This window comes from Cupriavidus sp. USMAA2-4, from assembly GCF_001854305.1.
GTDB lineage: Bacteria > Pseudomonadota > Gammaproteobacteria > Burkholderiales > Burkholderiaceae > Cupriavidus > Cupriavidus malaysiensis.
The window spans coordinates 678037-703474 of sequence record NZ_CP017748.1; the positions used below are offsets into that span (position 1 = coordinate 678037).

Annotated in this window: 20 protein-coding genes; 9 read left to right on the forward strand and 11 right to left on the reverse strand. The window is 63.9% G+C overall.

The window, feature by feature from the left end; genetic code table 11:
- Positions 1-18: 18 nt before the first annotated feature.
- From BKK79_RS02945 to BKK79_RS02990, 8 genes are all read left to right on the forward strand, one after another.
- Positions 19-2511 carry a type VI secretion system Vgr family protein gene (locus tag BKK79_RS02945; protein WP_071037067.1) on the forward strand — a complete coding sequence of 831 codons (2493 nt, stop codon included), beginning with the start codon at positions 19-21 and terminating at the stop codon, positions 2509-2511.
- Entirely contained in the window at positions 2508-3521 is a 1014-nt protein-coding gene (locus tag BKK79_RS02950; RefSeq protein WP_071037068.1) for a DUF4123 domain-containing protein, read from the forward strand. The genes BKK79_RS02945 and BKK79_RS02950 overlap by 4 nt, the downstream gene beginning before the upstream one ends.
- Positions 3518-6595, forward strand: coding sequence for a metallophosphoesterase (locus tag BKK79_RS02955; RefSeq protein WP_084084464.1), 3078 nt, complete (start codon positions 3518-3520; stop codon positions 6593-6595). Before BKK79_RS02950 ends, BKK79_RS02955 begins: the two co-directional genes overlap by 4 nt.
- A 65-nt stretch (positions 6596-6660) precedes the next feature.
- The gene (locus tag BKK79_RS02960; protein ID WP_071037070.1) at positions 6661-7845 is read left to right on the forward strand and encodes a hypothetical protein; all 1185 of its coding nucleotides are present in this window, start codon (positions 6661-6663) and stop codon (positions 7843-7845) included.
- A gap of 328 nt (positions 7846-8173) precedes the next feature.
- Positions 8174-9358 carry a hypothetical protein gene (locus BKK79_RS02970; RefSeq protein ID WP_071037072.1) on the forward strand — a complete coding sequence of 395 codons (1185 nt, stop codon included), beginning with the start codon at positions 8174-8176 and terminating at the stop codon, positions 9356-9358.
- Positions 9359-9686: 328 nt separating this feature from the next.
- The gene (locus BKK79_RS02980; RefSeq protein ID WP_071037074.1) at positions 9687-10160 is read left to right on the forward strand and encodes a pentapeptide repeat-containing protein; all 474 of its coding nucleotides are present in this window, start codon (positions 9687-9689) and stop codon (positions 10158-10160) included.
- A 77-nt stretch (positions 10161-10237) separates the two neighbouring features.
- Positions 10238-11362, forward strand: a complete 1125-nt coding sequence (locus BKK79_RS02985; RefSeq protein ID WP_071037075.1) for an MGDG synthase family glycosyltransferase — start codon at positions 10238-10240, stop codon at positions 11360-11362.
- Complete coding sequence (locus BKK79_RS02990; protein WP_418235856.1) at positions 11359-11865, forward strand: hypothetical protein; 507 nt, start codon at positions 11359-11361, stop codon at positions 11863-11865. The genes BKK79_RS02985 and BKK79_RS02990 overlap by 4 nt, the downstream gene beginning before the upstream one ends.
- 134 nt (positions 11866-11999) lie before the next feature.
- Here BKK79_RS02990 and BKK79_RS02995 read toward each other — a convergent pair whose 3' ends face one another.
- The 3 genes from BKK79_RS02995 to ppsA all read right to left on the reverse strand — a co-directional run bounded on the left by BKK79_RS02995 (position 12000) and on the right by ppsA (position 16051).
- Positions 12000-12947 carry an SPFH domain-containing protein gene (locus BKK79_RS02995; protein WP_071037076.1) on the reverse strand — a complete coding sequence of 316 codons (948 nt, stop codon included), beginning with the start codon at positions 12945-12947 and terminating at the stop codon, positions 12000-12002.
- Between the two features lie 116 nt (positions 12948-13063).
- Entirely contained in the window at positions 13064-13522 is a 459-nt protein-coding gene (locus BKK79_RS03000) for an NfeD family protein (RefSeq protein ID WP_071012471.1), read from the reverse strand.
- Positions 13523-13666: 144 nt separating this feature from the next.
- On the reverse strand, positions 13667-16051 hold the full coding sequence (gene ppsA, locus BKK79_RS03005) for a phosphoenolpyruvate synthase (RefSeq protein ID WP_071012469.1): 2385 nt from the start codon (positions 16049-16051) through the stop codon (positions 13667-13669).
- Between the two features lie 245 nt (positions 16052-16296).
- On the opposite strand from ppsA, the gene ppsR reads away from it, so the two are divergent.
- Positions 16297-17175, forward strand: coding sequence for a posphoenolpyruvate synthetase regulatory kinase/phosphorylase PpsR (ppsR, locus tag BKK79_RS03010; RefSeq protein ID WP_071012468.1), 879 nt, complete (start codon positions 16297-16299; stop codon positions 17173-17175).
- 78 nt (positions 17176-17253) lie between these two features.
- Here the strand turns inward: ppsR and BKK79_RS03015 are convergent, their stop codons facing one another.
- The 8 genes from BKK79_RS03015 to bamA all read right to left on the reverse strand — a co-directional run bounded on the left by BKK79_RS03015 (position 17254) and on the right by bamA (position 25349).
- Positions 17254-18033 (reverse strand): TrmH family RNA methyltransferase, encoded by a 780-nt coding sequence (locus BKK79_RS03015; RefSeq protein WP_071037077.1) that lies wholly within the window; start codon positions 18031-18033, stop codon positions 17254-17256.
- Positions 18034-18095: 62 nt separating this feature from the next.
- A complete protein-coding gene (gene rnhB, locus BKK79_RS03020) occupies positions 18096-18749 on the reverse strand; it encodes a ribonuclease HII (protein ID WP_071037078.1) in 654 nt (217 codons plus the stop codon).
- Positions 18749-19909, reverse strand: a complete 1161-nt coding sequence (gene lpxB / locus BKK79_RS03025; RefSeq protein WP_071038407.1) for a lipid-A-disaccharide synthase — start codon at positions 19907-19909, stop codon at positions 18749-18751. Before lpxB ends, rnhB begins: the two co-directional genes overlap by 1 nt.
- A 46-nt stretch (positions 19910-19955) precedes the next feature.
- Positions 19956-20759, reverse strand: a complete 804-nt coding sequence (lpxA, locus tag BKK79_RS03030) for an acyl-ACP--UDP-N-acetylglucosamine O-acyltransferase (protein WP_071012461.1) — start codon at positions 20757-20759, stop codon at positions 19956-19958.
- 79 nt (positions 20760-20838) lie between these two features.
- Positions 20839-21291, reverse strand: coding sequence for a 3-hydroxyacyl-ACP dehydratase FabZ (gene fabZ / locus BKK79_RS03035; protein WP_071012459.1), 453 nt, complete (start codon positions 21289-21291; stop codon positions 20839-20841).
- Entirely contained in the window at positions 21288-22397 is a 1110-nt protein-coding gene (gene lpxD / locus BKK79_RS03040; protein WP_071012457.1) for a UDP-3-O-(3-hydroxymyristoyl)glucosamine N-acyltransferase, read from the reverse strand. The genes fabZ and lpxD overlap by 4 nt, the downstream gene beginning before the upstream one ends.
- 41 nt (positions 22398-22438) lie before the next feature.
- On the reverse strand, positions 22439-22984 hold the full coding sequence (locus BKK79_RS03045) for an OmpH family outer membrane protein (protein WP_071012456.1): 546 nt from the start codon (positions 22982-22984) through the stop codon (positions 22439-22441).
- Between the two features lie 31 nt (positions 22985-23015).
- A complete protein-coding gene (gene bamA, locus BKK79_RS03050) occupies positions 23016-25349 on the reverse strand; it encodes an outer membrane protein assembly factor BamA (RefSeq protein WP_231907891.1) in 2334 nt (777 codons plus the stop codon).
- Positions 25350-25438 lie beyond the last annotated feature (89 nt).

Here is a 25438-nt window from a genome sequence, read left to right on the forward strand (position 1 = left end):
CCGTAAAGGACCACAATCATGGGCTCTCGCGACTTGCCACTCCACCCGCGGCGCTCCATCACGGTCAAGGGCCCCGGCCTGCCGCTTGTCCCTGGTGGCTCTCTCACTCTTTCACGCCTCAAGGGGCGGGACGGTATCAACACGCTCTTTGCGTATGAGATCGAGCTCAAGACGCCCGATCATTCACACGTCCGCATCGGGCCGGGAGCCAACCTGGACCTGGAGGCCATGCAGGGTAAGGAGCTCACGCTCGAGATCGAGCTCGACGGCACTGGCATCGGACTGTCCGGTGGCATCGGCGCCGGGACCCGGGAAATCACGGGGCTCGTCGATGAAGTGCGCGGCCCCTTCCTCGTCGGGCGTCAGTTCGCATATCGGCTCACGCTGAGGCCCTGGCTATGGCTCTCCACCCTCACCACCGACCACAAGATCTTCCAGCACAAGACCGTTGTCGAGATCCTGGATGCCCTTCTCACCGACTACAACTTTCCAGTGGAGAAACGGCTGGATGTGGCGCGTTACCCGAAGCGGGAGTATCAGGTGCAGTACGGGGAGACCGACTATGCCTTCTTCAAGCGGTTGACCGAGGAATGGGGAATCTCCTGGTTCTTCGAGCACTCCGATGGCAGGCACCGGCTTGTGCTGAGCGATGGAAATGGCGCCTTCCGACGCTTTGCGAGCCCGGCCTATCACACCCTGCGCTGGTACCGCAGCGCGGACCGGATCGATGAAGAACACCTGTTCGACTTCCGGCTCGTGGACAAACTGGTATCGGGGAAGTGGACGAGCAACGACTACGATTTCGTGAAGCCGCGAGCTGACCTGACCGTTGGCACCGCCGATCCGCGGGACACTGCTCACGCCGACGGCGAGATGGTAGCTTGGCCCGGCACGCACGCACAGCCGGCGACGGACAACGACCCCTGGCGCGAGGGCGATATGCTATCGCGTATCCGCATCGAATTGATCCGGCAGCATGGCAGCCGCGCCAAGGGCCGTGGGAATCTGCGCGGCATGGCTCCGGGGCACACTTTCAAGCTCGCCAACCATCCAAGCCGGCAAGCGAATCGGGAGTATCTCGTTCTCGCAACCCGCCTCGAGATCGAGGATGTGGCCGAAGCCTCCGGCCAGGGTCAGCAATGGCGATGCGAGGTGGATTTCGATGCCCAGCCAAGCAGCGAGATCTTCAGACCCGATTGCGAGCAGGCGCGAGCGCGCACGTTCGGGCCGCAAACGGCAACGGTCGTCGGGCCCGGGAACCAAGAGTTGTGGGTGGACCAGTTCGGCCGGGTCAAGGTGCAGTTCCACTGGGACCGCATCGGCCAGCACAACGAGCATAGCTCCTGCTGGATACGTGCCGCCTCCAACTGGCAAGGCGACAACTATGGCGCCATTCAACTGCCGCGTATCGGCCAGGAAGTCATCGTCGATTTTCTCACCGGAAATGCCGATTGCCCCATCATCACCGGGCGTGTCGCCAACCGGGTCAATATGCCGCCTTGGGCACTGCCCGCTCAGCATGCCCTGTCGGGATTCCGCAGCAAAGAGCTGTTTGGCGAGCGGCACAACACCTTGGTGCAGGATGACACCCAGGGGCAGATCCAAACGCAGATCAGCAGCGACCACCAGGCCTCGATGCTGAGCATGGGGTACATGATCCGCATACCTGACCATGACGGACGCAAGGACAGGCGCGGCGAAGGGTACGAACTGCGTACCGATGGCTGGGGCTGCGCTCGCGCAGGGGCCGGGATGCTGATCACCACAGAGGCCCGCCAGAATGCCTGCGGGCATCATAAGGACCTGAGTGAAACCGCGGCGCGGCTCAAAAGCGGTCAGGACATCCAGCGCTCGCTGGGAGAATCCGCAGACGCTCAGCAGGCGCTGGCAGGTGAACAGGTCGCCGTTGCCGATGCACTCCATGCGCAGAACGAAGCCATCCACGGCAGTGGAGAGCAGGACGAACTGGAACAGCCGGCACTCGTTCTGGCCAGTCCGGCCGGCATCGCCGCGACCGCCGGCAAAGACATCCACCTGCACGCTGCCCGGCACACGGCGCTCTCGACCGGCGAGCATCTGGCACTGGCGACGCACAAGAGTTTCCTCGCCAGCGCGCGCGATAGCCTGGTGCTCTTCGCTCGCCGGCGCGGTCTGCGCTTCATCGCGGCCAAGGGAAAGATCGAGGTCCAGGCCCAGAGCGACGACATCGAGGCGATTGCGCAGCGGGTGCTGCGGCTCATCAGTGCCCAAGAGCGTATCGAGATTGCATCGCCCCAGGCCGTGACCTTTTCGGTTGGAGGCAGTTTCCTGAAGATCACCGACGGCGGCATCGTGGAAGGCACGACAGGCACGTGGAGAGCGCATGCCGCGGCACACGACCTGCCTGGGCCGAAGTCGATGCGTACCGTTGTCGGCGTGCCGCCGTCGGATGTTTGCCTGCCGTGTGCCGTACAGGCGGCCCGGGAAGGTGCCGCAATCACGGAGCGTGGCAACTCGGGACCTCGCGCATGAACTCCAGCATCCACGTGGACACCGATTGGCGGCAGCCCCCGCTGCGCGAGACGTTCCGAAGAGCGCTTCTCGCCGATTTGCAGCGCTGGCTGGCGCAGACCGGGCCGACCCCAGGGTATGCGCTGGTCGACGCAGGGCAATTGCACTTCACGGAAGTTCAACTGGTTCCGCTCCTGCAGGAGCACGCCCTCCCCTTCGAGCCGATCCTGCGCCAAACACCGGAGGCGGAACTGGAAACCGTCGGGCCCTACCTCGTCGAACTGAACGGTGCAAATCCCGCAGCTCTCGAAACCATCACGGGGCTGATGGCGTACGGGTGGGTCGTCAGTTTTCTCAGCAGCCCACTGCCAACCTTCAAGCTGCACACCCATTTGCGCAGTTGCCTGAATGGCGTGCTCGAAGACGGTACGAGCGTTCAGCTCCGCTACTACGATCCGCGAATTCTGCCGGTGCTTCTGCGCTCCGCCCCGGACTCCATTCGCTCCCCGCTGATTGGCCCGATCGAAACCATCGCCTTCTGGGACCGCGAACTGCACTGGCATGCCATCGAGGGCCCGAACCAAGCAACGTTCCAGCCGGAGCACGCGAGCTTCACCTTGCCAAACGCCCTCATGCAGGCATTTGGCCAATCAGGCCAGGCGGACCTCGCCCTCAGCTGGATCCTCGCCGACGAGACGCGATCGGAACAGCTCGATTCACTGGCGCCCCATTTGCAATACCAGCTCGCTGCCGATCTTGTCAGCCGCGCGCGCAACTACGGTCTCGACTCCCAGTCCAGCATCCGCCTGTTCTGCTCCATCGGGCTCAATGCCTGCTTTACCTTCGACCAGGCCGCGCCTGCCATGGCGCAAGCGCTGGCATCACCGCTCCATGCCGAGTCACGATTCCTAGCTGCCGTGGATGGGATACCCGATGGGGATTGGCATGTCTTGGCGTTGCTTGGAGGGCAGCAACTGAAAGCCATGCGCAAGCGCTTTGCCGACGACCTGACATCGAGAATTGCATCATGACCACTCCCGAACTCACCGCCGCCGAGAGGGTGCGCATCGCCCGCACCAGTGTCACGCATGAGCGGAAGCTCGAAGGGTGTGTGGACTGCGAGGAAAAGGCGCCTATCCGTGCCATCATCCTCAGTCCCAGTCTGGGTACGCCCTTGGTCCTGCCGCCCAAGCAGACCCGGTGCAGCCTCTTTATCGCGGCTGAGGCCATGGCAGAGCAGTACTTCGGCGTGGGCAAGCCCGTGCAGCCCGTTGAGTACTACGGCCGCAAGATCATCAAGGCCAAGTACGGCCCCGTCTTCGTGGACCGCCATCTGCGCCTGTACCCGATCCAGGGCAAAGGGACTGCGGCCGAGCCCAAGGACACCATGCTGTTTCGGGACGGCAAGGCCGCCTCTCGCGCCATGGAGGTGGTCAACGTCTGGCAGGTCGGCCGGTTTCATGGCGGGCTGATGGTCGATCACCGTGGCGAGCCGGTGGCCATCATCCGCCCGGAGACAGTCAGGCTGTACAAGGACATGACGCATGTCTACGAGATTGACATCGATCTCGCGACGTTGCCCGACAAGCCCGACCTCACCCTCATGCACACCTTCGCGTGGATGGTCCCGGTGCCGTCCAGGTATGCGCAACGTCCGGAGGTCAAGGGCGTACAGGCCTGGGAGTACCAGGATCAGGTGATTCTGGATTTCCTCGACGCGCAGGCGAAATCCGAGCAACAGAATGGTCAGAACCACGTGCCGCGCTTCTATGAATACGATGTGGACAAGGCCACGGCATTCGCTTTACCGCCGCTGAAGGCCGATACCGTACACCGCCTGACGGCGTGGCATCCGGTCATCCAGAAGCCGAACGCTACCTTGAAGCTCGGACACCTGTCGGATGTCCACGTCAACGTTCGCCACCTGGCCCTGCAGAAGTCTCCGGCGTGCCTGATCGAAACTACCGATGGCACGCCAGTGCCGGGGACGCCTCCGACTCCACGCGCTTCCCATCTGTGCAATAGTTTCCTGGCGCTGCGTGATCTGATCGAACAGTTCGGCAAGGCAGGCCGCGCCGACGCACTGGTGATCACCGGCGATCTGATCGACTTCAACCGCAACATTGTGCCGGCGGAAACTGGCAGTACCATTGCCGAGCAGTGGAACGCCTTCAACGTCCTCAACCAGATCCGCAATGGGAAACTCTACCAGCGCGGCGCGGATGACATGCTGCTCTATTCGCTGCTGCGCCATGCCTATCGGGACCTGAAGCTGCCGGTGTTCCTGACGACCGGCAACCATGAGGCCTACGCGGTGCCGTACGGAGTATCGCCACGCACCAACCCGTGGGTCGCGACGGCCGGCGCGCTGGAGCAAGTCGGGGCGCTCAAGGGCACGCACGGGCCGCGAGCGATCGACCCCGCCAAGATCGAGGATCTCGGCAAAGTGGCCAGCGCCGGGGCCGGGATCCTCGGCGGGATCCTCGGCGGACCTCTCGGTGGTCTCGCCGGCCGTGAGTTGGGCAAGCACGGCAGCAGCAAGGCGGCGGACAAAGCCGCCGAAATCTACCAGGACTTCGATCGCGCCAGCGATTGGGCCGAGGCCAAGGCGAACGCCGGGATCGCGGCGGACCACAACCTCACCCTCTACGAAATCTGCCTGGCGTATGGCCCCACCTATGCGCAGGTCCTCACGGCAAAGAACTTTACGCCCGCGAACTTCGATTGGTTCTTCACCCTCATCACGCCCCTCTCGGACTGGCGCCTGGATTACGGGCCAAGACAGACGCTGCTCGGCCTGGACTGGGGCAGTGGCGAAAACTATCTCAATCCCCTGGGAGGCATCGACAAGCTCCCCGAGGTTGACGACAAGATCCGCTGGGTAGCTGAACATCTGCCCAGTCGAGCCGACAAACAGGGGCTCGGTATCCTCCCCCGGGCAACGCAATCCCTCTCAGAAGAACAGAAATTCCTGCTGCAAGGCGGGCGCCGCCGCAAGCGCGACATCGGCGCCAGCCTGACCGTGTTCTCGCACTTCACCATCGTCAACTATGACGGCGCGATTGAACTCTCAAAGCAAGGCCGCCAGATCGAACCCCAGCAGAGCCCCAATGCTCTGAAGACGATGCGCTTCGAGGACAACGCCGGGGGCTGGAACCTGAATAATATGGGAACCTGCGAGCGCAATGTCGACTGGTATTTCCACACCTGCGTGGCGGGTCATGACCAGCCCAACCATGACAAGGTGGACTATCACCTGAGCGGGCACTCCCATCGCGCCGGGGTGTACACGGTGGGACTGCAGCATGGTGGAAAGCTGGTTCAGGTGCGCAGCGCCTTCGACCCCGGACTGTCCGCCACGCAGAGTACCAACAAGCACGGCGGCCCCACCAAGCTGATCGTAAGTTCGTCGGGTGGCCCGCTTGGCACGCAGAACCTGAACGGCGAACTGAAGCAATGGTTGCTGACGGCACCGTCCGGCACGCTGCTCAACGAAGCCGACGCCACGCCCATCCGCCAGGTCAGGACCGAGGCGGGCAACGGCAAGCCGCGCCTGGCGGTGGCGCTCGATTATCTGCACGTCGACAAGGTGGAGACGCCGCTGGTGTGGGTGCCACCCGCCAACGGCCCGCTGCCGCCCACCTCCTGGACCATGCAGGTTGGCCCGCTGACCGATGCGCTGCAATGTATCGACAAGGTGAGATTCTGGGTCTTCATGGCAGATTCTGAAGAGGGCCCCGCCGGCTGGACCCAGATAGATGCCCTGCTTAAGCCCGCAACGGACTGGCGGGCACAGCCCCGGCCCGGCAGCTATGTCATGGCTGCGCCGCTGCAGCCATTGCTGGTGCGATTCGATTCGTCGACGTGCCGCATGTTCTGCGAGGTCCTACTGAAGGAGCCGACTTGGCCCAAGGGCGCGGAGAAGCTCAAAGGGATGTTCGACGTGGCGAGTTCCTGGGTGTTTCCCGTTGGCTATCAGCATGGGCTGATTGCCCGGCGGCTGGGGGAACAGGGGGAGGTGCCGGATTGGGATTGGCTGAGTCTGACTCTCAATCCAAGTCGCTACCCAGCGAAGGGGAAAACAACAAAGGTGAATCGAGAATGATCTCGCGCCGCCATTTTCTTCGATCGCTCGCCGCCGCAGGACTGACTCTCACTGGATGCAAACGCATGACCGCCAAGAACATCGACCGGATGCCGCATGAATTTGCCATGCTCACCGACCCCGAGCTTCGTAGAAGGACGCTGGGCGATCAGCCGCTCAAGATCAGCGGGGCGGACTTCATCACGCTCGAAGCGTTCTATGAAGCCACCTGGGAGAACGTGCATTTCTACGACTGCATCTTCTACGGGATGACCCGGCTGAGCCTGCTCAAGAATTGTGTCTTCGAGCGATGCCAGTTCCCGGGATCGAACTTCCAGGGCTACGGCTGGGATAACGTGCTGTTCGTGCGGTGCGATACGCTCGGCGAGGTCAACCTTATGGGGGGAGACGAGAGCAAGACAGTCCGCTTCGTCGAATGCGATTTCGGCGGAACCAATGAGGATCCCAATCACTGGGGTGCGGTGGGAACGTGGGCGGGTGATATTTCATTCGAAAGCTGCACCGGCAAGTTCACGAGCGTATTTGGTAGAGATGCGGTCTCATACAAGGACTGTCGATTCGGTAGCATTGATTTGAGCGGCGGAGACTATGACCACAAGACCGGCACCACGTACCCGGGCAGGATGCTGCTCAACAATGTCAAAAGCGATGGGAGGCTGCGGCTAGGCCGGCGCGTATCCTCCCTCACCGTCCGCAACAGCGCCTTTGCGCTGCTCGACATGGCCCAGCTTCAAGCGACCGGTGCCGTTCGATTCGAGAACGTCACCGCCAACGGGATCGCCGCCAATGGGATCGATGCGGGAAGCTTCACGATGTCCGACGTGGTTCTTACCGGAGATGGGCTTCACGACTGGTCCCGTACCGTCATGGATGCCGGGCGCATGTGTGCAAACGCTATCGTGCTGGAGCGCGTGAGATGCCGGTTGGATAAGACCGCCATTGCACTCAGCGGTGCGGGGGTACGAGAAAGGTTGCCCCGAGAAGCATCCATTGTCTCGCAGATTGTCCTCCGCGAGTGCCAAGTGCCAGAAATCAAACTGCGATCAATCAATGCCCACAACGTGGCAATTGAGAAGGTCGACGCACAGACCGCGGACTTCTCCGAAAGCACGATCGGCTCGCTGACACTCAACGGGACAGGCATCGTGCGCAAGATCGATTTCACCAAGGCACGCATTGAGCAGATCAGCGGGTTGGTCAGATATACAACCCAGGAAATCGCGACCGAGGGGAGCAACGTCAGGCTGTGAGGGCAAGCGAGCGGGGTCTACCTGCCATACAGCGCGAGGCTTTACTGAAGGAGCCGACTTGGCCCAAGGGCGCGGAGAAGCTCAAGGGCATGTTCGATGTGGCGAGTTCCTGGGTGTTTCCCGTTGACTATCAGCATGGGCTGATTGCCCGGCGGCTGGGGGAACAGGGGGAGGTGCCGGATTGGGATTGGCTTCATGACACACACAAACATTCCAAGCGATATCCGTTGAGAAAGAAGATCATTGGAGTGGATAGCAAATGATCTTGCGCCGCCAATTTCTTCGATCGCTCGCCGCCGCTGGACTGACTCTCTCTGGATGCAAACGCATGACCGCCAAGAACATCGACCGGATGCCGCATGAATTTGCCATGCTCACCGACCCCGAGCTTCGTAGAAGGACGCTGGGCGATCAGCCGCTCAAGATCAGCGGGGCGGACTTCATCACGCTCGAAGCGTTCTATGAAGCCACCTGGGAGAACGTGCATTTCTACGACTGCATCTTCTACGGGATGACCCGGCTGAGCCTGCTCAAGAATTGTGTCTTCGAGCGATGCCAGTTCCCGGGATCGAACTTCCAGGGCTATGGCTGGGATAACGTGCTGTTCGTGCGATGCGACACGCTCGGCGAGGCCAATCTCATGGGGGGACGTAAAAGCACGAAGGTCCGCTTTGTCGAATGCAATTTCGGAGGGACCAAGGAAGATCCCAATCACTGGGGAGCAGTAGGGACTTGGTCTGGTCAGATATCTTTCGAGAAATGCACTGGTAAGTTCACAGATGTATTCGGCAGAGATGTCGTCGCTTATGTGGATTGTAGATTTGAAAGCATCGATATGCGGTGCGGAGACTTTGACTACAAGAACAACACTACCTACCGAGCCACCATTACTCTCGACAACGTCAAGAGCGATGGAAGACTACGGCTGGGAGATAACGTTACGTCCCTCACCGTCCGCAACAGCGCCTTTGCGCTGCTCGACATAGCCCAGCTTCAAGCGACCGGTGCCGTTCGATTCGAGAACGTCACCGCCAACGGGATCGCCGCCAATGGGATCGATGCGGAGAGCTTCACGATGTCCGACGTGGTTCTTACCGGAGATGGGCTTCACGACTGGTCCCGTACCGTCATGGATGCCGGGCGCATGTGTGCAAACGCTATCGTGCTGGAGCGCGTGAGATGCCGGTCGGATAAGACCGCCATTGCACTCAGCGGTGCGGGGGTACGAGAAAGGTTGCCCCGAGAAGCATCCATTGTCTCGCAGATTGTCCTCCGCGAGTGCCAAGTGCCAGAAATCAAACTGCGCTCAATCAATGCCCACAACGTGGCAATTGAGAAGGTCGACGCACAGACCGCGGACTTCTCCGAAAGCACGATCGGCTCGCTGACACTCAATGGGACAGGCATCGTGCGCAAGATCGATTTCACCAAGGCACGCATTGAGCAGATCAGCGGGCTGGTTCGATATACAACCCAGGAAATCGTGGCCGAGGGGAGCAACGTCAGGCTGTGAGGGCAAGCGAGCGGGGTCTACCTGCCATACAGCGCGAGGCTTTACTGAAGGAGCCGACCTGGCCCAAGGGCGCGGAGAAGCTCAAGGGCATGTTCGATGTGGCGAGTTCCTGGGTGTTTCCCGTTGACTATCAGCATGGGCTGATTGCCCGGCGGCTGGGGGAACAGGGGGAGGTGCCGGATTGGGATTGGCTTCATGACACACACAAACATACCAAGCGATATCCGTTGAGAAAGAAGATCATTGGAGTGGATAGCAAATGATCTTGCGCCGCCAATTTCTTCGATCGCTCGCCGCCGCTGGACTGACTCTCTCTGGATGCAAACGCATGACCGCCAAGAACATCGACCGGATGCCCCATGAATTTGCCATGCTCACCGACCCCGAGCTTCGTAGAAGGACGCTGGGCAACCAAGCGCTCAAGATCAGCGGGGCGGACTTCGTCACGCTCGAAGCGTTCTATGAAGCCACCTGGGAGAACGTGCATTTCTACAATTGCATCGTCTACGGAATGACACGGCTGAAGCTGCTTAGGAATTGCGTCTTCGAGCGATGCCAGTTCCCGGGATCCAACTTCCAAGCCTCTGACTTCGAGGATGAGCTATTCCTGCGCAGTGACACTCTCAACAAGGCGTACCTGATGGCAGGGAAAACCAGCGAGAACGTCCGCTTTGTGGCGTGCGATTTTGGCCGAAAAAATTCCGATATCAATCAATATGGGGCAATCTACTTTCCGAATGTCTCTTTCGAACGTTGCACCGGTCAGTACATGGTTGTCGCCGGCGACGGTATGAGCGGATAACGTCTGCAGCACAGTGTGGTGCGCGCAACCGTCAGCCTGCGGCGCCGCTCTGGTATTTATGGAACAACGCCTCCCCAATGAAGAAGATCCTGCTCTTAAGCGTCAGCGCCGGCGCTGGCCACATGCGCGCGGCCGAAGCCATTCGCGCATGCGCTGATACGCACCCTGCCGGCATCGAAGCTACACATCTCGACGTGATGGACTTTGTGTCGGCAGGCTTTCGCAAGCTCTACACCGACCTCTACATCAAACTCGTCAGCAACCAGCCGGCGCTATGGGGCTACCTGTACCAGAAGACCGATGCGGCGGCGCCCGGCGCCCTCTCCCAGAAGATCCGCCGTGCCGTGGAGCGGCTGAGCTGTCGCCCGTTGCTGGCCGAGATCAAGCGCCAGCGCCCGGATGCCATCATCTGCACGCACTTCCTGCCCGCGGAGCTGCTTTCCCGCGAGTTGCGCAAGGGGCGCCTGGCTGTGCCGGTCTGGGTGCAGGTGACCGATTTCGATCTGCACAGCATGTGGATCGTGCCGAACATGCGGGGCTATTTTGCCGGCAATGAAGAGGTCGCCTGGCGCATGCGCGAAAGCGGCCTGGCAGAGGCCGCCGTTCACGTCAGCGGAATCCCCATCATGCCGGCGTTCAGCGAACCGCTCGACCGCGCCGTCTGTGCCGCAGAGTTCGGTATCGATCCACGGTGCAAGACCTTCCTGATGATGTCCGGTGGCGCGGGGCTGGGCGATCTGGATGTGTTGGCCGAGCGGCTGTTGGCAATGGACGGCGACTTTCAGCTCATCGCACTGGCGGGCAAGAACCAGGCGATGCTGACAGCCCTCCAGCGCGTTGCGCAGCGCTATCCGGGCAGGCTCTTCCCACAAGGTTTCACCCATCAGGTGGAACGTCTGATGGCATGCGCCGATCTGGTCATCACCAAGCCTGGTGGCCTGACCACCTCCGAATGCCTGGCAATGCAGTTGCCGATGATCATCAATTCACCTATCCCCGGCCAGGAAGAGCGCAATGCCGATTTCCTGCTGGAACACGGCGTCGCGCTCAAGGCCATCGACGACGCCGCGCTCGAGTACCGCATTCGCGCACTGCTGAAAGAGCCGGATCGCCTTACGGCGATGCACCACAGGATCGCGCCCCTTGGCCGGCCGCACGCCGCGCAGTTCGTGCTGAACCGCGTGCTGGATATCGGGCCATGAGCCCGCACCGCATGAGCGCAGCAGCCTTCATTCCGCAGCGCCGGACCCTGGTGCTAGTGGCCTGGGTGCTGCTGCTCGGCTTCTTCTTCGCCAATGTCGAGATCCAGATCGAGGGCAGCGCTGGCTGGGCCGCCGATCTCCCCACGTGGCGCATCGAAAAGCACTGGCTGCTGGACCTCTTCTGGGGCGGCCGCCCGATGACCGGCTACCACGCGTGGGTGTTCCCGTTCGTGGCGCTGTTCTTCCACCTGCCTTCGGTCTTCAATGGCCAATGGTGCTGGCGCGACGAGGCACGCATCATCGCCTGCATCATGCTCTTCTGGTTGACGGAGGATTTTCTCTGGTTCGCGCTGAACCCCGCTTACGGCCTTGCGAAGTTCGCACCGGCCTATGTGCCCTGGCACATCCACTGGATTGCGTTTGCCCCCACCGACTACTGGACTATGAGCGCCGCCGCATTCGCGCTGTTTTTCGTCTCCCGCACGCGCCCCGTCCTGCGCTGACCCGCTCGCTGCCAGGCGCATTTCATTTCTTACCACCGCGGTGTACATATCTCGAGGGAAGATATACCGCAGTTGCAGAGTCAGTGAGTCACCAGCAATGTGTACCCCTTACTGGACTGGCGCCAAGGCAGGTTTCACGGATTCGCTACCGCACCACCCTTCTGCTGCCCCTTCACGATCTGCAGCGCCGAGGCGATCATCCCGCTCATCTCGCCCAGGTTGCCCGGCACGATCAGGGTATTGCCCTGCTTGGCCAGGTTGCCGAAGGCGCCTACGTACTCCTCCGCCACCTTCAGGTTGACCGCCTCCATGCCGCCTTCGGTGCGGATCGCGCGGCCGATCTTCTCGATCGCCTGGGCGTTGGCTTCGGCCACCGCCAGGATGGCCGCGGCCTCGCCCTGCGCCTTGTTGATGGCTGCCTGCCGCTCGCCTTCGGACTTCTGGATGGCGGCCTCGCGCGCGCCGGCGGCCAGGTTGATCTGTTCCTGCCGCTTGCCTTCCGAGGCCGCGATCAGGGCGCGCTTCTCGCGCTCGGCGGTGATCTGCGCCTGCATGGCATGCAGGATCTCCTTGGGCGGCGTCAGGTCCTTGATCTCGTAGCGCAGCACCTTGACGCCCCAGTTGGAGGCCGCCTCGTCGAGCGCGTTGACCACGCTGTGGTTGATGAACTCACGTTCCTCGAAGGTCTTGTCCAGCTCCAGCTTGCCGATCACCGAGCGCAGCGTGGTCTGCGACAGCTGGGTGATGGCGACCACGAAGTTGCTGGAGCCGTAGGAGGCCTTCATCGGATCGGTGACCTGGAAGTACAGCACCCCGTCGACCTGCAGCTGGGTGTTGTCCTTGGTGATGCAGACCTGGCTGGGCACGTCCAGCGGGATTTCCTTCAGCACATGCTTGTAGGCCACGCGGTCGATGAACGGTACCACGATGGACAGGCCCGGCGTCAGCGTAGCGTGGTAGCGCCCGAGCCGTTCCAGCACCCAGGCATGCTGCTGCGGCACGATCTTGATCGCCTGCGCGATCAGCACGACGGCGATGATGAGGATGATCAGGGGCAGCAGGCCGAGCTGGAAATCGAGCATGAATTCACTCCGTACGTAGTGAGGGGCTGCGATACCGCATTGCAGCAACGTGGGAAACACGGATGAGACGGATTCGGGCCGGGGGCGCCCGGCCCGTTCTGGCCCTGTGGCTGCGGCTAGGCCGCTGCACCTGCGGATCCGCCTGATGCAGCAGCCGGCACCACCACCAGCGTGGTGCCGTCCACCTCGATGATGCGGAAGCGTCCCGGCACGGCCGCGTGGCCGGGCGCCAGGCGGACCGACCAGTCCGCGCCCCGGTAGGGCGCGCGCGACAGGCCATAGCGGTCCCAGGCGGCCACGTCGAGTTCCTGGCCGATGTCGAGGTTGGCATTGGGATCGCTGCCCGGGGTGCGCCGCTTGGGCCGCCCGAAACGGGTGCGCCGCAGCACGGCGATGCCGGCGACCGCCACCACCGCACTAAGCACCGCCTGTGCGCCGGGCTCGAGGCCGGCCAGTCCGCCGAGCCCGCCCACCAGCAGGCCGATCGCGACCATCAGCAGGTAGAAGGTCCCGCTGGCCAGCTCGGCGATCACCAGCAGGCCGGCGGCCACGAACCACGCGTACTCGCTCGTCATCGCGTCCCCTCTTCGCGCAAGAAAAAACCCCCGCCGCGCCGTGGGCGCCTGCGGGGGCCATATCACACCTGACGCAGGGCCGGTGCGTGCCGGCGCGCGAGGCGCCGGCAACTGTCCAACGATTCTATTGTGACGCGAAATGCCTCAGGATGCCAGCTGTTGCCAGGTATCGACCACCGAGTCCGGGTTCAGCGAGATCGACTTGATGCCTTCCTTGGCCAGCCAGGCAGCGAAGTCGGGGTGGTCGGAAGGACCCTGGCCGCAGATGCCGACGTACTTGTCCAGGCGCAGCGCGGTCGAGATGGCGCGCGACAGCATGAAGCGCACGGCCGGATCACGCTCGTCGAAGTCCTTGGCCAGCAGCTCCATGCCGGAGTCGCGGTCCAGGCCCAGGGTGAGCTGGGTCAGGTCGTTCGAACCGATCGAGAAGCCGTCGAAGAACTGCAGGAATTCCTCGGCCAGGATGGCGTTCGACGGCACTTCGCACATCATGATGATGCGCAGGCCGTTCTCGCCGCGCTTCAGGCCATGCTTGGCCAGCAGCTCGATGACCTTCTCGGCCTGGCCCAGCGTACGCACGAAGGGCACCATGATCTCGACGTTGGTCAGGCCCATTTCGTCGCGCACGCGCTTCATGGCCTTGCATTCCATCTCGAACGCTTCGGCGAAATCTTCGGCGATGTAGCGCGAGGCGCCACGGAAACCCAGCATCGGGTTTTCCTCGTCCGGCTCATAGCGCGAGCCACCGATCAGCTTCTTGTACTCGTTGGACTTGAAGTCCGACAGGCGCACGATCACGGGCTTCGGATAGAAGGCCGCGCCGATGGTGGCGATGCCTTCGGCCAGCTTGTCGACGTAGAAGGCGCGCGGGCTGGCGTGGCCCCGGGCCACGCTTTCCACGGCCTTCTTCAGGTCGGCGTCGACCTGCGGGTAGTCGAGGATGGCCTTCGGGTGCACGCCGATGTTGTTGTTGATGATGAACTCGAGGCGGGCCAGGCCCACGCCGTTGTTCGGGATCTGGCTGAAGTCGAAGGCCAGCTGCGGGTTGCCGACGTTCATCATGATCTTGACGTCGATCGCCGGCATCTCGCCGCGCTGGACCTCGGTCACTTCGGTCTCGAGCAGGCCGTCGTAGATGCGGCCTTCGTCGCCTTCGGCGCAGGACACGGTCACCAGCGTGCCGTCCTTCAGCAAGTCGGTGGCGTCACCGCAACCGACCACGGCCGGCACGCCCAGCTCGCGCGCGATGATGGCCGCGTGGCAGGTACGGCCGCCGCGGTTGGTCACGATGGCGGCGGCACGCTTCATCACCGGCTCCCAGTTCGGGTCGGTCATGTCGGCCACCAGCACATCGCCGGGCTGCACGCGTTCCATCTCGGACGGGTCGTTGATGACACGCACCGGACCGGTACCGATCTTCTGGCCGATGGCGCGGCCGCTGGTCAGCACCGGGGCGGTACCCTTGAGCTTGAAGCGCTGCTCCACCTTGCCGGCGGCCTGGCTCTTCACCGTCTCGGGGCGGGCCTGCAGGATGTAGATCTTGCCGTCCTTGCCGTCCTTGCCCCACTCGATGTCCATCGGGCGGCCGTAGTGCTTCTCGATGATCAGCGCGTACTGGGCCAGCTCGGCGACGTCGGCGTCGGTGATCGAGTAGCGGTTGCGCAGCTCGATGGGCACGTCCACGGTCTTCACGCGGCCGGCTTCGCCGGGCGCGGTGAACTCCATCTTGATCAGCTTGGAGCCGATCGAGCGGCGGATGATCGGGTACTTGCCCTCGCGCAGCGTGGGCTTGAACACGTAGAACTCGTCCGGGTTCACGGCGCCCTGCACCACCGTCTCGCCCAGGCCGTAGCTGGAGGTGATGAAGACCACGTCCTGGAAGCCCGATTCCGTGTCGATGGTGAACATCACACCCGAGGAGGCCAGGTCCGAGCGCACCATGCGCTGCACACCGGCCGACAGCGCCACCACGTCGTGGGCGAAGCCCTTGTGCACGCGGTAGGAGATGGCGCGGTCGTTGTACAGCGAGGCGAACACGTGCTTGATCTTGTCGAGCACGTCGTCGATACCGCTGACGTTCAGGTAGGACTCCTGCTGGCCGGCGAACGAAGCGTCGGGCAGGTCCTCGGCGGTGGCCGACGAACGCACGGCGAAGGAGGCTTCAGCACCTTCGCGTGCCGACACGCGGGCGTAGTGCTCGCGGATCTCCTGCTCGAGGCGGGGCTGGAACGGGGCCGAGGCGACCCATTCGCGGATCTGCGCGCCGGCCTCGGCGAGCGCCTTGACGTCGTCGACGTCCAGCGTCTTGAGACGCTCGGAGATGCGCTCGGTCAGGTTGTTGTGGGCGAGGAAGTCGCGGAAGGCCAGCGCCGTGGTGGCAAAGCCACCGGGCACGCGCACGCCGGCTTCCGCCAGCTGGGAGATCATCTCGCCCAGCGACGAATTCTTGCCGCCGACGATTTCCACGTCAGCCATGCGCAACTGTTCGAACGGCAGCACGTAGGCGCCGTCTTTAGCCTGGTTGGTCATAAAAGCCTCATAACAAAGTAAGAAACCTGTTGCGCGTTCGGCATATTCTTAGTGTTCTGCTCCCGAACAGATCGCTTGGCTAAGCCACCCCACCGCAGCCCTTGCTGCAGCGCACATTGCGCACAATCCACCGCGTAACCATTGCAACGACTGGGATTGTGGAATTGCTTAGCGAAAAGATCGCCGCTATTCTACCGTGCCGCACCGCACTTTCGCGGAAGCCGTACTCAAAATATTGTTCAGATATGACCGAGCCTGAAGTGCCGCAAGCGACCTCGCCCGCCGAGCCTACCAACGGGCGTCCCGCCGTCCGCACCGTCTTCATCGTATCCGATGGCACCGGGATTACCGCGGAGACTTTCAGCCACTCGATCCTGGCCCAGTTCGAGATGCGCTTCCGCAAGGTGCGCATGCCCTTTGTCGACACGCCCGACAAGGCGCATATCGCCGTCGGCAAGATCAACGAGGCCTTCTATGCCGAGGGCGCCCCGCCGATCGTCTTCACCACGCTGGTCAATCCCGAGTCGAACAAGGCACTGCGCCGCGCCAAGGCCATGATCCTGGACATGTTCCAGACCTTCATCGAGCCGCTGGAGAAGGAACTCGGCATCAAGTCGACCCATGCGATCGGCCGCTTCCACCAGAATGCCGACACCGAGGCCTACAAGAACCGCATCGAGGCCATCAACTTCTCGCTGGCACACGATGACGGCCAGTCGCACAAGAACCTGGCCGAGGCCGACGTGATCCTGGTCGGCGTGTCGCGCAGCGGCAAGACTCCGACCAGCCTCTACCTCGCCATGCAGTACGGCCTGAAGGCAGCCAACTATCCACTGATCCCCGACGACTTCGAGCGCGGCCGCATGCCGTCGGCGCTCTATCCGTTCAAGGGCAAGATCTTCGGTCTCTCCATCGATCCGCAGCGCCTGACCGAGATCCGCAACGAGCGGCGTCCGGGCAGCAAGTATGCCGCGCTGGAGAACTGCCGCTACGAGGTCAATGAAGCCGAATCGATGATGCGTCGCGAAGGCATCAAATGGCTGTCCTCGACGCACAAATCGATCGAGGAGATCGCCACCACCATCCTGCAGGAAATCAAGGTGGAGCGGGACAACGGTTATTGAAAGTCCGTTGAACTGCTATTGAACTGCTATTGAGTGGCGCCGCCGGACCCGGCATCCGCACTGGCCCGGCGGCGCGCCTCACCCGCGCCGCTGCCTGACTGCCTCGAACAGGCACACCGCCGTCGCCGCCCCGACATTGAGCGACTCCAGCCCGCCCGGTTGCGGAATCCCCACCTTGCGCGTCACGGCCGCCATCCATGCCGGCCCCACCCCCGCCCCTTCGTTGCCCACCACCCAGGCCACCGGCCCGCGCAGATCCACGTCGTAAAGCTCGGCGTCGGCATGCGAGGAGGTCGCCAGCAGCGGCACGGCCAGCCGCGGCAGCAGCAGTTCCGGCGTGCAGTGTTCGACGATGTTCAGGTGGAAATTGGCCCCCATGGCAGCCCGCAGGGTCTTGGCCGACCATGCCAGGGCGCAGCCGGTGGCGAGAAAGGCATGGGGAATGCCCGCCGCCGCCGCGCTGCGCAGGATCGAGCCCACATTGCCGGCATCCTGCACACCATCGAGGATGATGCAGTCGGTGTCCACGCGCGCAGGCAATTTGCCCTGCGGCGTATCGATCACCAGCATCAGGTCGATCCCGTTGGCCACGGTGGCGATCTGCGCGAACAGCGCGTCCGCCAGCACCACCACCCGTTCATCCGGCACGCGGCGCAGCAAAGGCACGACCTCGGCATGGTCGAAGTGGCGCTCGGACACCACGCACTGGAGCGGCGCGCCCTGCGCGTCCAGATAGGCCTGCGCCAGATGGACGCCGTCGAGCAGCGCCTGCCCGGCCTTGCGCAACTGATGGGTGGAGGTGGTCAGCGCCTTGAGGTGCTTGAAGAGCGCGTTGTCGCGCGAGGTGAGATGCTTCACGGCGGAATCTCCGGAGTTCGGCGGGCCGGGCACGGCAGGCACTCGGCCCGCCCGGCCATCCATCAGGCGGCGCCGGCGCCGGCTTCGAGCGCCTTGCGCACGGGTGCGAAGGAACGGCGGTGGTGCGCGGTCGCGCCATGGCGCGCCAGGGCCGCCAGGTGCTGCGGCGTCGGGTAACCGGCGTGGACGTCGAACCCATACTGCGGGAATTCCGCGTGCAGGGCCAGCAGTTCGCGGTCGCGCGCCACCTTGGCCAGGATGGAGGCCGCCGAAATGGCCTGGACCTTGGCATCGCCCTTGACCACGGCCTCCACCGGGAACGGCACCTGCGGGCAGCGGTTGCCGTCGACCTGGACCAGGTCCGGCGTGACGCCGCCGGCCGCCAGGCCCTGCACCGCGCGCTGCATGGCCAGCATGGTGGCGTGCAGGATGTTGAGCCGGTCGATCTCCTCGACGCTGGCCTGCGCGATATGCCAGCCCAGCGCACGCTCGCGGATGAGATCGAACAAGGCCTCGCGCCGACGCGCCGTCAGCACCTTGGAGTCGGCCAGCCCTTCGATCGGCCGGGCCGCGTCGAGCACCACCGCGGCGGCGTAGACCGGACCGGCCAGTGGACCGCGGCCGGCCTCATCGACACCGCACAGCAGGCCCGCAGGGGCCTGCCAGCCCAGCTCCAGTTGCGGCGGCGCCGCAGCCCTGGTCTTGCGGGTCGCCATCAGAGCTGCCCCCGCTCGTGCATCAGCCGGACCACGACCTCGCTGGCGAGTCCGGCGGTGTTGCGCTGCAGCGAATGGTGCATCTGGGTGAAATGCTCACGCAGGAAGGCGGTGTTGCTCTCGTCGTTCAGCTGCAGCAGCGTCTCGCGCGCCAGCGCCTCGGGCGTGGCATCGTCCTGCAGCAGTTCCGGCACGACGAAGCGACCGGACAGGACATTCGGCAGGCCGACGTAGGGCAGATAGCCCTGCCGCTTCATGATCTGCGCGGTCAGCCAGGGCACCTTGTAGGAAATCACCATAGGCTTCTTGTACAGCGCTGCCTCCAGCGTGGCGGTACCGCTGGCGAGCAGCACCACGTCGGCCGCTTCCATCGCCAGGTGCGACTGCCCGTCGACGACGGTCAGGGCCAGGTCCGGATACTGCCGATGCAGTTCCTCGACGATGGCGCGCAGCGGCGCGCTCGCCGCCGGCAGCACGAAGACCAGGTCCGGCTCCATCGCCTGCATCCGCGCCATCGCCGCGAAGAAGGTGGCGCCCAGGTTACGCACCTCGGAGCGCCGGCTGCCCGGCAGCACGGCAACCACGCGGCGTCCTTCAGGCAGGCCGAGCCGGGCGCGCGCGCCCGCGACATCGGGCACCATCGGGATCACATCGGCGAGCGGATGCCCCACGTAGGTGGCGGGAATGCCGGCGCGCGCATAGATCTCGGGCTCGAAGGGAAAGAGGCACAGGATATGGTCGACCGCCCGTGCGATGGTGCGGATCCGCCCCCCGCGCCAGGCCCAGATCGACGGGCTGACGAAATGGACGACCGGGATGCCTGCGCGCCGCAGCGGCACTTCCAGGCCGAAATTGAAATCGGGCGCATCGACGCCGATGAAGCACAGCGGCGGCTGCGCGAGCATCTTGTCGCGCACCGCGCGGCGCGTCGCCAGGATCTCGCGCAGCGAGCCCAGTACTTCCACGTAGCCGTTGACCGAGAGGGTTTCCATCGGCCAGTCGGAGCGGAAACCCTCCGCCATCATACGCTTGCCGCCGATGCCCGCGTAGTCGACCGTGTCCCCGAGCCGGGACTTCAGCCCGGCCAGCAGCTGGGCGGCGAGCAGATCGCCCGACGCCTCGCCCGCCACCATGCCGATGGTGCCCCGCTTGCCGGGCATCTGCCCGGCGTCCTGCCTTGCGCCGACGGCCGTCACCCCGGCCGCCTCAGCGCACGATGCCGCGCTGCGTGGCGGCGATGAAGGCAAGGAAGGTGTGCAGCGGCTGCGACGTGCCGGCATCGGTCTGGGCGGCGAGATCGGCAATCTCCACGCGAGCCTGGTCGAAACTCAGGTCCGACTTGTAGAGCAGCTTGTAGGCCTGGCGCAGCGCCGCGATCTGCGCGGCATCGAAGCCGCGCCGGCGCAGTCCTTCAACGTTGACGCCGTGCGGCGCCGCCTTGTTGCCGTTCTTGTCGCTGGCCGCGATCACGTAGGGCGGCACGTCCTGCACCAGCGCCGAGGCTCCGCCCAGCATGGCATGCTCGCCGATGCGCACGAACTGGTGCACGCCGCTCATGCCGCCGATGATGGCCCAGTCGCCAACCTGCACGTGGCCGGCGATCTGCGCATTGCTGGAGAACACCGTATGGTTGCCGACGCGGCAGTCGTGCGCGATGTGCACGTAGGCCATGATCCAGTTGTCGTTGCCGATGCTGGTCAGGCCCTGGTCCTGCACGGTCCCCGTATGGATGGTGGTGAACTCGCGGATGGTGTTGCGGTCGCCGATCTCCAGGCGCGTCGGCTCGTCGCGGTACTTCATGTCCTGCGGCGCGCCGCCGACGGAAGCATACGGCCCGATACGGTTGTCGGCGCCCACGGTGGTGTGACCGTCGACGGTGGTATGGGCTCCGATGCGGGTGCCGCGCCCGACGCGTACGTTGGGGCCGACGATGGAGAACGGCCCGACGCTCACGTCGTCCGCCAGTTCGGCCTTCGGATCGACCAGTGCGGTGGGGTGGATTTGCGTCATGCGTCCTGTCCTATGGTCTGATAAAGCGCATTCATGCAGGGGCCGCCGGCGCTACAGAGCGCGGCGGCACCCCTGCCCATCAGGCCTCGGCCTGCTTGACGGTACACATCAGTTCGGCCTCGCACGCGACCTTCTCGTCGACGGTGGCAAAGGCCTTGAACTTCCAGATACCGCGGATGTAGCGCTCGACGGTCACGTTCAGGTGGAGCTGGTCGCCCGGATAGACGACCTGCTTGAAGCGAGCGCCGTCGATGCCGACGAAGTAGTACAGCGCGCCTTCCTTGCGTTCGAGTTCCGCGCCGAACGTCAGCAGGCCGGCCGACTGCGCCAGCGCCTCGAGGATGAGCACGCCGGGCATCACCGGCTGCTCGGGGAAATGCCCCATGAAGTAGGGCTCGTTGATGGTGACGTTCTTCAGCGTCTTGATGCGCTTGCCCGGCTCGAACTCGAGTACCCGGTCCACCAGCAGGATGGGATAGCGATGCGGCAGCAGCTTGAGGATCTTGCGGATGTCGATGTCGGCTGCGGTCATGATGATTTCCCTTCGATTTCTTGGGTGTTGCGGTTTCCGGCGCCCTCGCCGCGCAAGCGCTTCTCGATCTGCATGACGCGCTCACGCAGCTTGGAGAGCCCGCGCACGATGGCGGCGTTCTTTTCCCATTCGCCGTGCGGCAGGAAGGGGAAGACGCTGGTGTAGTGCCCGCCGGGTTTCGTAATGGATTTGGTGATGGAGGTGCCGCCCGATACCGTGGTGCGATCGGCGATATTCAGGTGTCCGGCGAAATTGGCCGAGCCGCCGATCACGCAGAAGCGGCCCACGTGCGTGCTGCCGGCAATGGCGGCGCAGCCCGCGATCACGGTATGGGCGCCGACACGCACGTTGTGCGCGATCTGCACCTGGTTGTCCAGCTTGCAGCCGTCCTCGATCACGGTGTCCGCCATGGCACCGCGATCGATGGCGGTATTGGCGCCGACCTCGACGTCATTGCCCAGCACCGCCCTGCCCGTCTGCGGGATCTTGACGTACTCCACGCCAGCGGGGCCGATGTCCGGCGCGAAACCGAAGCCGTCCGCACCGATCACCACGCCGCTGTGCAGGATGCAGCGGGCACCCACCACGCAGCGGTGGTAGATCGATACGTTGGCGTAGACCAGCGTGTCGTCGCCCACCTGCGCACCGGCACCGACGAAGCTGTTGGCCAGGATGCGCACGCGCTCGCCCAGCCTGGCCCCGCTCTCGATCACCACATTCGGGCCGATGAAACAGGACGCCGGCACCACCGCATCCGCTGCCACGCTGGCGCGCGCGTCGATACCGGTACGCAGGTCGGCATTGGCCTCGCGGTCGAAGCGCTGCGCGATGCGGGCGAACACGACGTAAGGGTTGCGCGCCACGATCCAGTGGCGGCCCTCGGCGTGGCCCTCGGCGCGCAGGCGCTCCAGGTCCGCCGGCGACACGATCACCGCCGCGGCGGTGCTGGAGGCCGCCTGCGCGAGGTAAAGCGGATTGGAAAGGAAGGAGAGCTGGTCCGGCCCCGCCTGGTCGAGCGGCGCGAGGCCGCGCACGGCGAGGTCGGGATCACCCACAACCTGCGCGCCGTTTTCGGTGGCGAGCTGACCCAGTGTGGGCGTCTTCATGGCAGTACTTCCAGGAGGGAAAAACAGCAGGCGCGAGCGCCTTACTTGCCGGCCGGGGCCGTGGCGGCACCGCCTGCGTTCAGGGCCTTCATCACGTCGTCGGTGATGTCGATGCGCGGGTTGACGTAGACCGCTTCCTGCACGATCAGGTCGTACTTGCGCTGCTCGGCCAGCTGGCGGATCACGCGGTTGGCGCGCTCCAGCACCTGGGCCAGCTCTTCGTTGCGGCGCTGGTTCAGGTCCTCGCGGAACTCGCGCTGCTTGCGCTGGAACTCACGGTCGAGATCGGCCACCTCGCGCTGACGGCGCTGACGGTCGGTATCGGCCAGCACGGCCGTGTCCTTGTCGAGCTTGTCGGCCATGGTCTTGATCTTCTGGGCCATGTCCTGCAACTCGCGGTCACGCTTGGAGAACTCCTGCTCCAGCTTGACCTGCGCCTGCTTGGCAGGCTGCGAATCACGCAGGATGCGCTCGGAGTTCACGGCGGCGATGCGCGCCTCCTGGGCGAAGGCGGGTGCTGCGGCGACGGCAGCGGCGGCCAGTGCCAGCGCGCCCAGGGATTTGATCAATGGGGAAGTGGTTTTCATATAACTGTATCCCTTCTTCAGAATGCCGTACTCAGAATGCCGTACCCATCTGGAATTGGAAGCGTTGGGTCCTGTCTTCCGGTGCCAGGCGCAGCGGGAAGCCCATGCTGATCTTCAGCGGGCCGATCGGCGACAGCCAAGACATGCCGAAGCCGGTCGAGTACTTGAGCTGGCCGAAGTTCAGCGGCGCGCCTTCCTGGTAGACGTTGCCGAAGTCGAAGAACGTGAACAGGCGCAGCGTGCGATCCACGCCCGAACCGGGCAGCGGGAAGATGAATTCGGCGTTGCCGATCATCTTGGAGGCGCCGCCCACCGGGTTGCCGTTCTGGTCCTTCGGACCCAGCGTGCTGGTCTGGTAGCCGCGCACCGAGCCGATACCGCCGGCGTAGAAGTACTTGAACACCGGGAACGGCGTGTTGCCGTAGCCGTGGCCGTAGGCGACCTCGCCGTTCAACGCCAGCGTGAACGACTTCGAGATCGGGTAGAAGTACTGCTGCTGCACGCTGGCGCGGTAGTACTGCGTATCGCCGCCCGGCAGGCCGACTTCCAGGTTGGCCTGGGTGTAGGGGCCCTTGGTCGGTACCAGCGCGCTGTCACGGCGGTCGCGCGCCCAGCCGATGGTGAACGGGATATTGTTGATCGGATCGCCGCTACCCTTGCCGATCTTGTTCAGCCAGGTCACGTACTGGCTGGGCGTATTGACATCGGTGTAGACCTGGGTTCGCTCGAAGCCCACCCCGAAGAACACCGTGTCGACCTCGGAGAACGGCACGCCGAACTTGAAGCTGCCACCCATGGTGACGATCTTGTAGTCCGAGTCACCGGTGTAGTACAGCGGTCGTGCGGTACGGTAGTAGACGTCGGTCGTGCGGCTGATGCCATCCACCGTGAAGTACGGGTCGTACTGCGTCAGCGAGATCGTGCGGAAGGACTTGGCGGTGTTCATGTCCAGGCCCAGGCTGGTGCCCGAACCGAACACGTTGTCCTGCCGCAGGCCGGCCTGCAGCACCAGCTTGTCGGTCGACGAGAAGCCCAGGCCGAGGCTGATCTGGCCGGTCGGCTTCTCGGTCACGTTGACGTTGACGTCGACCTGGTCGGGCGCGCCCGGCACGTCCTCGGTGGTGATGTTGGTGTCGGTGAAATAGCCGGTGCGGTTGATGCGGGCCTGCGATTGCGTCAGCTTCTCGCTGTCGAACCACGAGCTCTCCATCTGGCGCATCTCGCGGCGCACCACCTCGTCACGCGTCTTGCTGTTGCCGATCACGTTGACGCGGCGCACATAGACGCGGCGGCCCGGATCGACCATCAGGGTCAGCGCCACCTCGCGCTTCTCGCGATCGATCTGAGGCTGCGGATTGATGGTGGTGAAGGCGTAGCCGTAGGTACCCAGCAGGTCGGTGATGGCCTTGGTGCTCTGCGTCAGCTTCTCCGACGAGAAGACTTCACCCTTGTGAAGCTTCAGCAGCTTCTCCATCTCGTCCTGCTTGCCCAGCATCTCGCCGGCCAGGCGGATGTCCGACACCTTGTACTGCTCGCCTTCCTTGATGTTCAGCGTCAGGAAGATGTCCTTCTTGTCCGGCGTGATCGACACCTGGGTCGACTCGATGGCGAACTCCAGGTAGCCGCGGTTCAGGTAGAACGAGCGCAGCGCCTCCAGGTCGGCCGTCAGCTTCTGCTTCGAATAGAGGTCGTTCTTCGTGTACCAGGACAGCCAGTTCGGCGTCGACAGCTGCATCTCGTCGCGCAGCGTGCTTTCCTTGAAGGCCTTGTTGCCGACGATATTGATCTGGCGGATCTTGGCCACCGGACCTTCGTCGACGTTGAACACCACCGACACGCGGTTGCGATCGACCGGCGTCACCGTGGTCTGCACGTCGGCGGCATAGTAGCCGCGCGAGACGTACTGGCGCTTCAGTTCCTGCTCGGCCTTGTCGATCAGCGCCTTGTCGTAGTAGCGCGCTTCGGCCACGCCCACGGCGCGTAGCGAGCGGCGCAGGGTGTCCTTGTCGAATTCCTTGATGCCGACGAACTCGAGCTGGGAAATGGCCGGCCGCTCCTCGACGCGGACCACCAGCACGCCTTCCTCGGATCGGATCTGCACGTCCTTGAAGAAGCCGGTATTGTAGAGCGCGCGGATCGCGTCGGCGCCCTTCTCGTCGGTGAAGGTCTCGCCGACCCGGACCGGCAGGTAGCCGAACACGGTGCCCGGCTCGACCCGCTGCAGCCCTTCGACACGGATGTCCTTGACGACAAAGGGCTCCGCGGCCCAACCCGCTGGCGTCCAGGCGGCAATCATGGCGCTAGCCAGAACGCTCAGCGAGATGCGCTTATGTCTGATCAATCTTGATCCCCTCTTTGGTTCCATGCAGGATTGGACTCCGATGCCCCCGGGCTGCGCCTGGGCATCGGCATGCCTGACATCGTCGGCGACGGCTGCGCCGCCCGCCTCTTGTT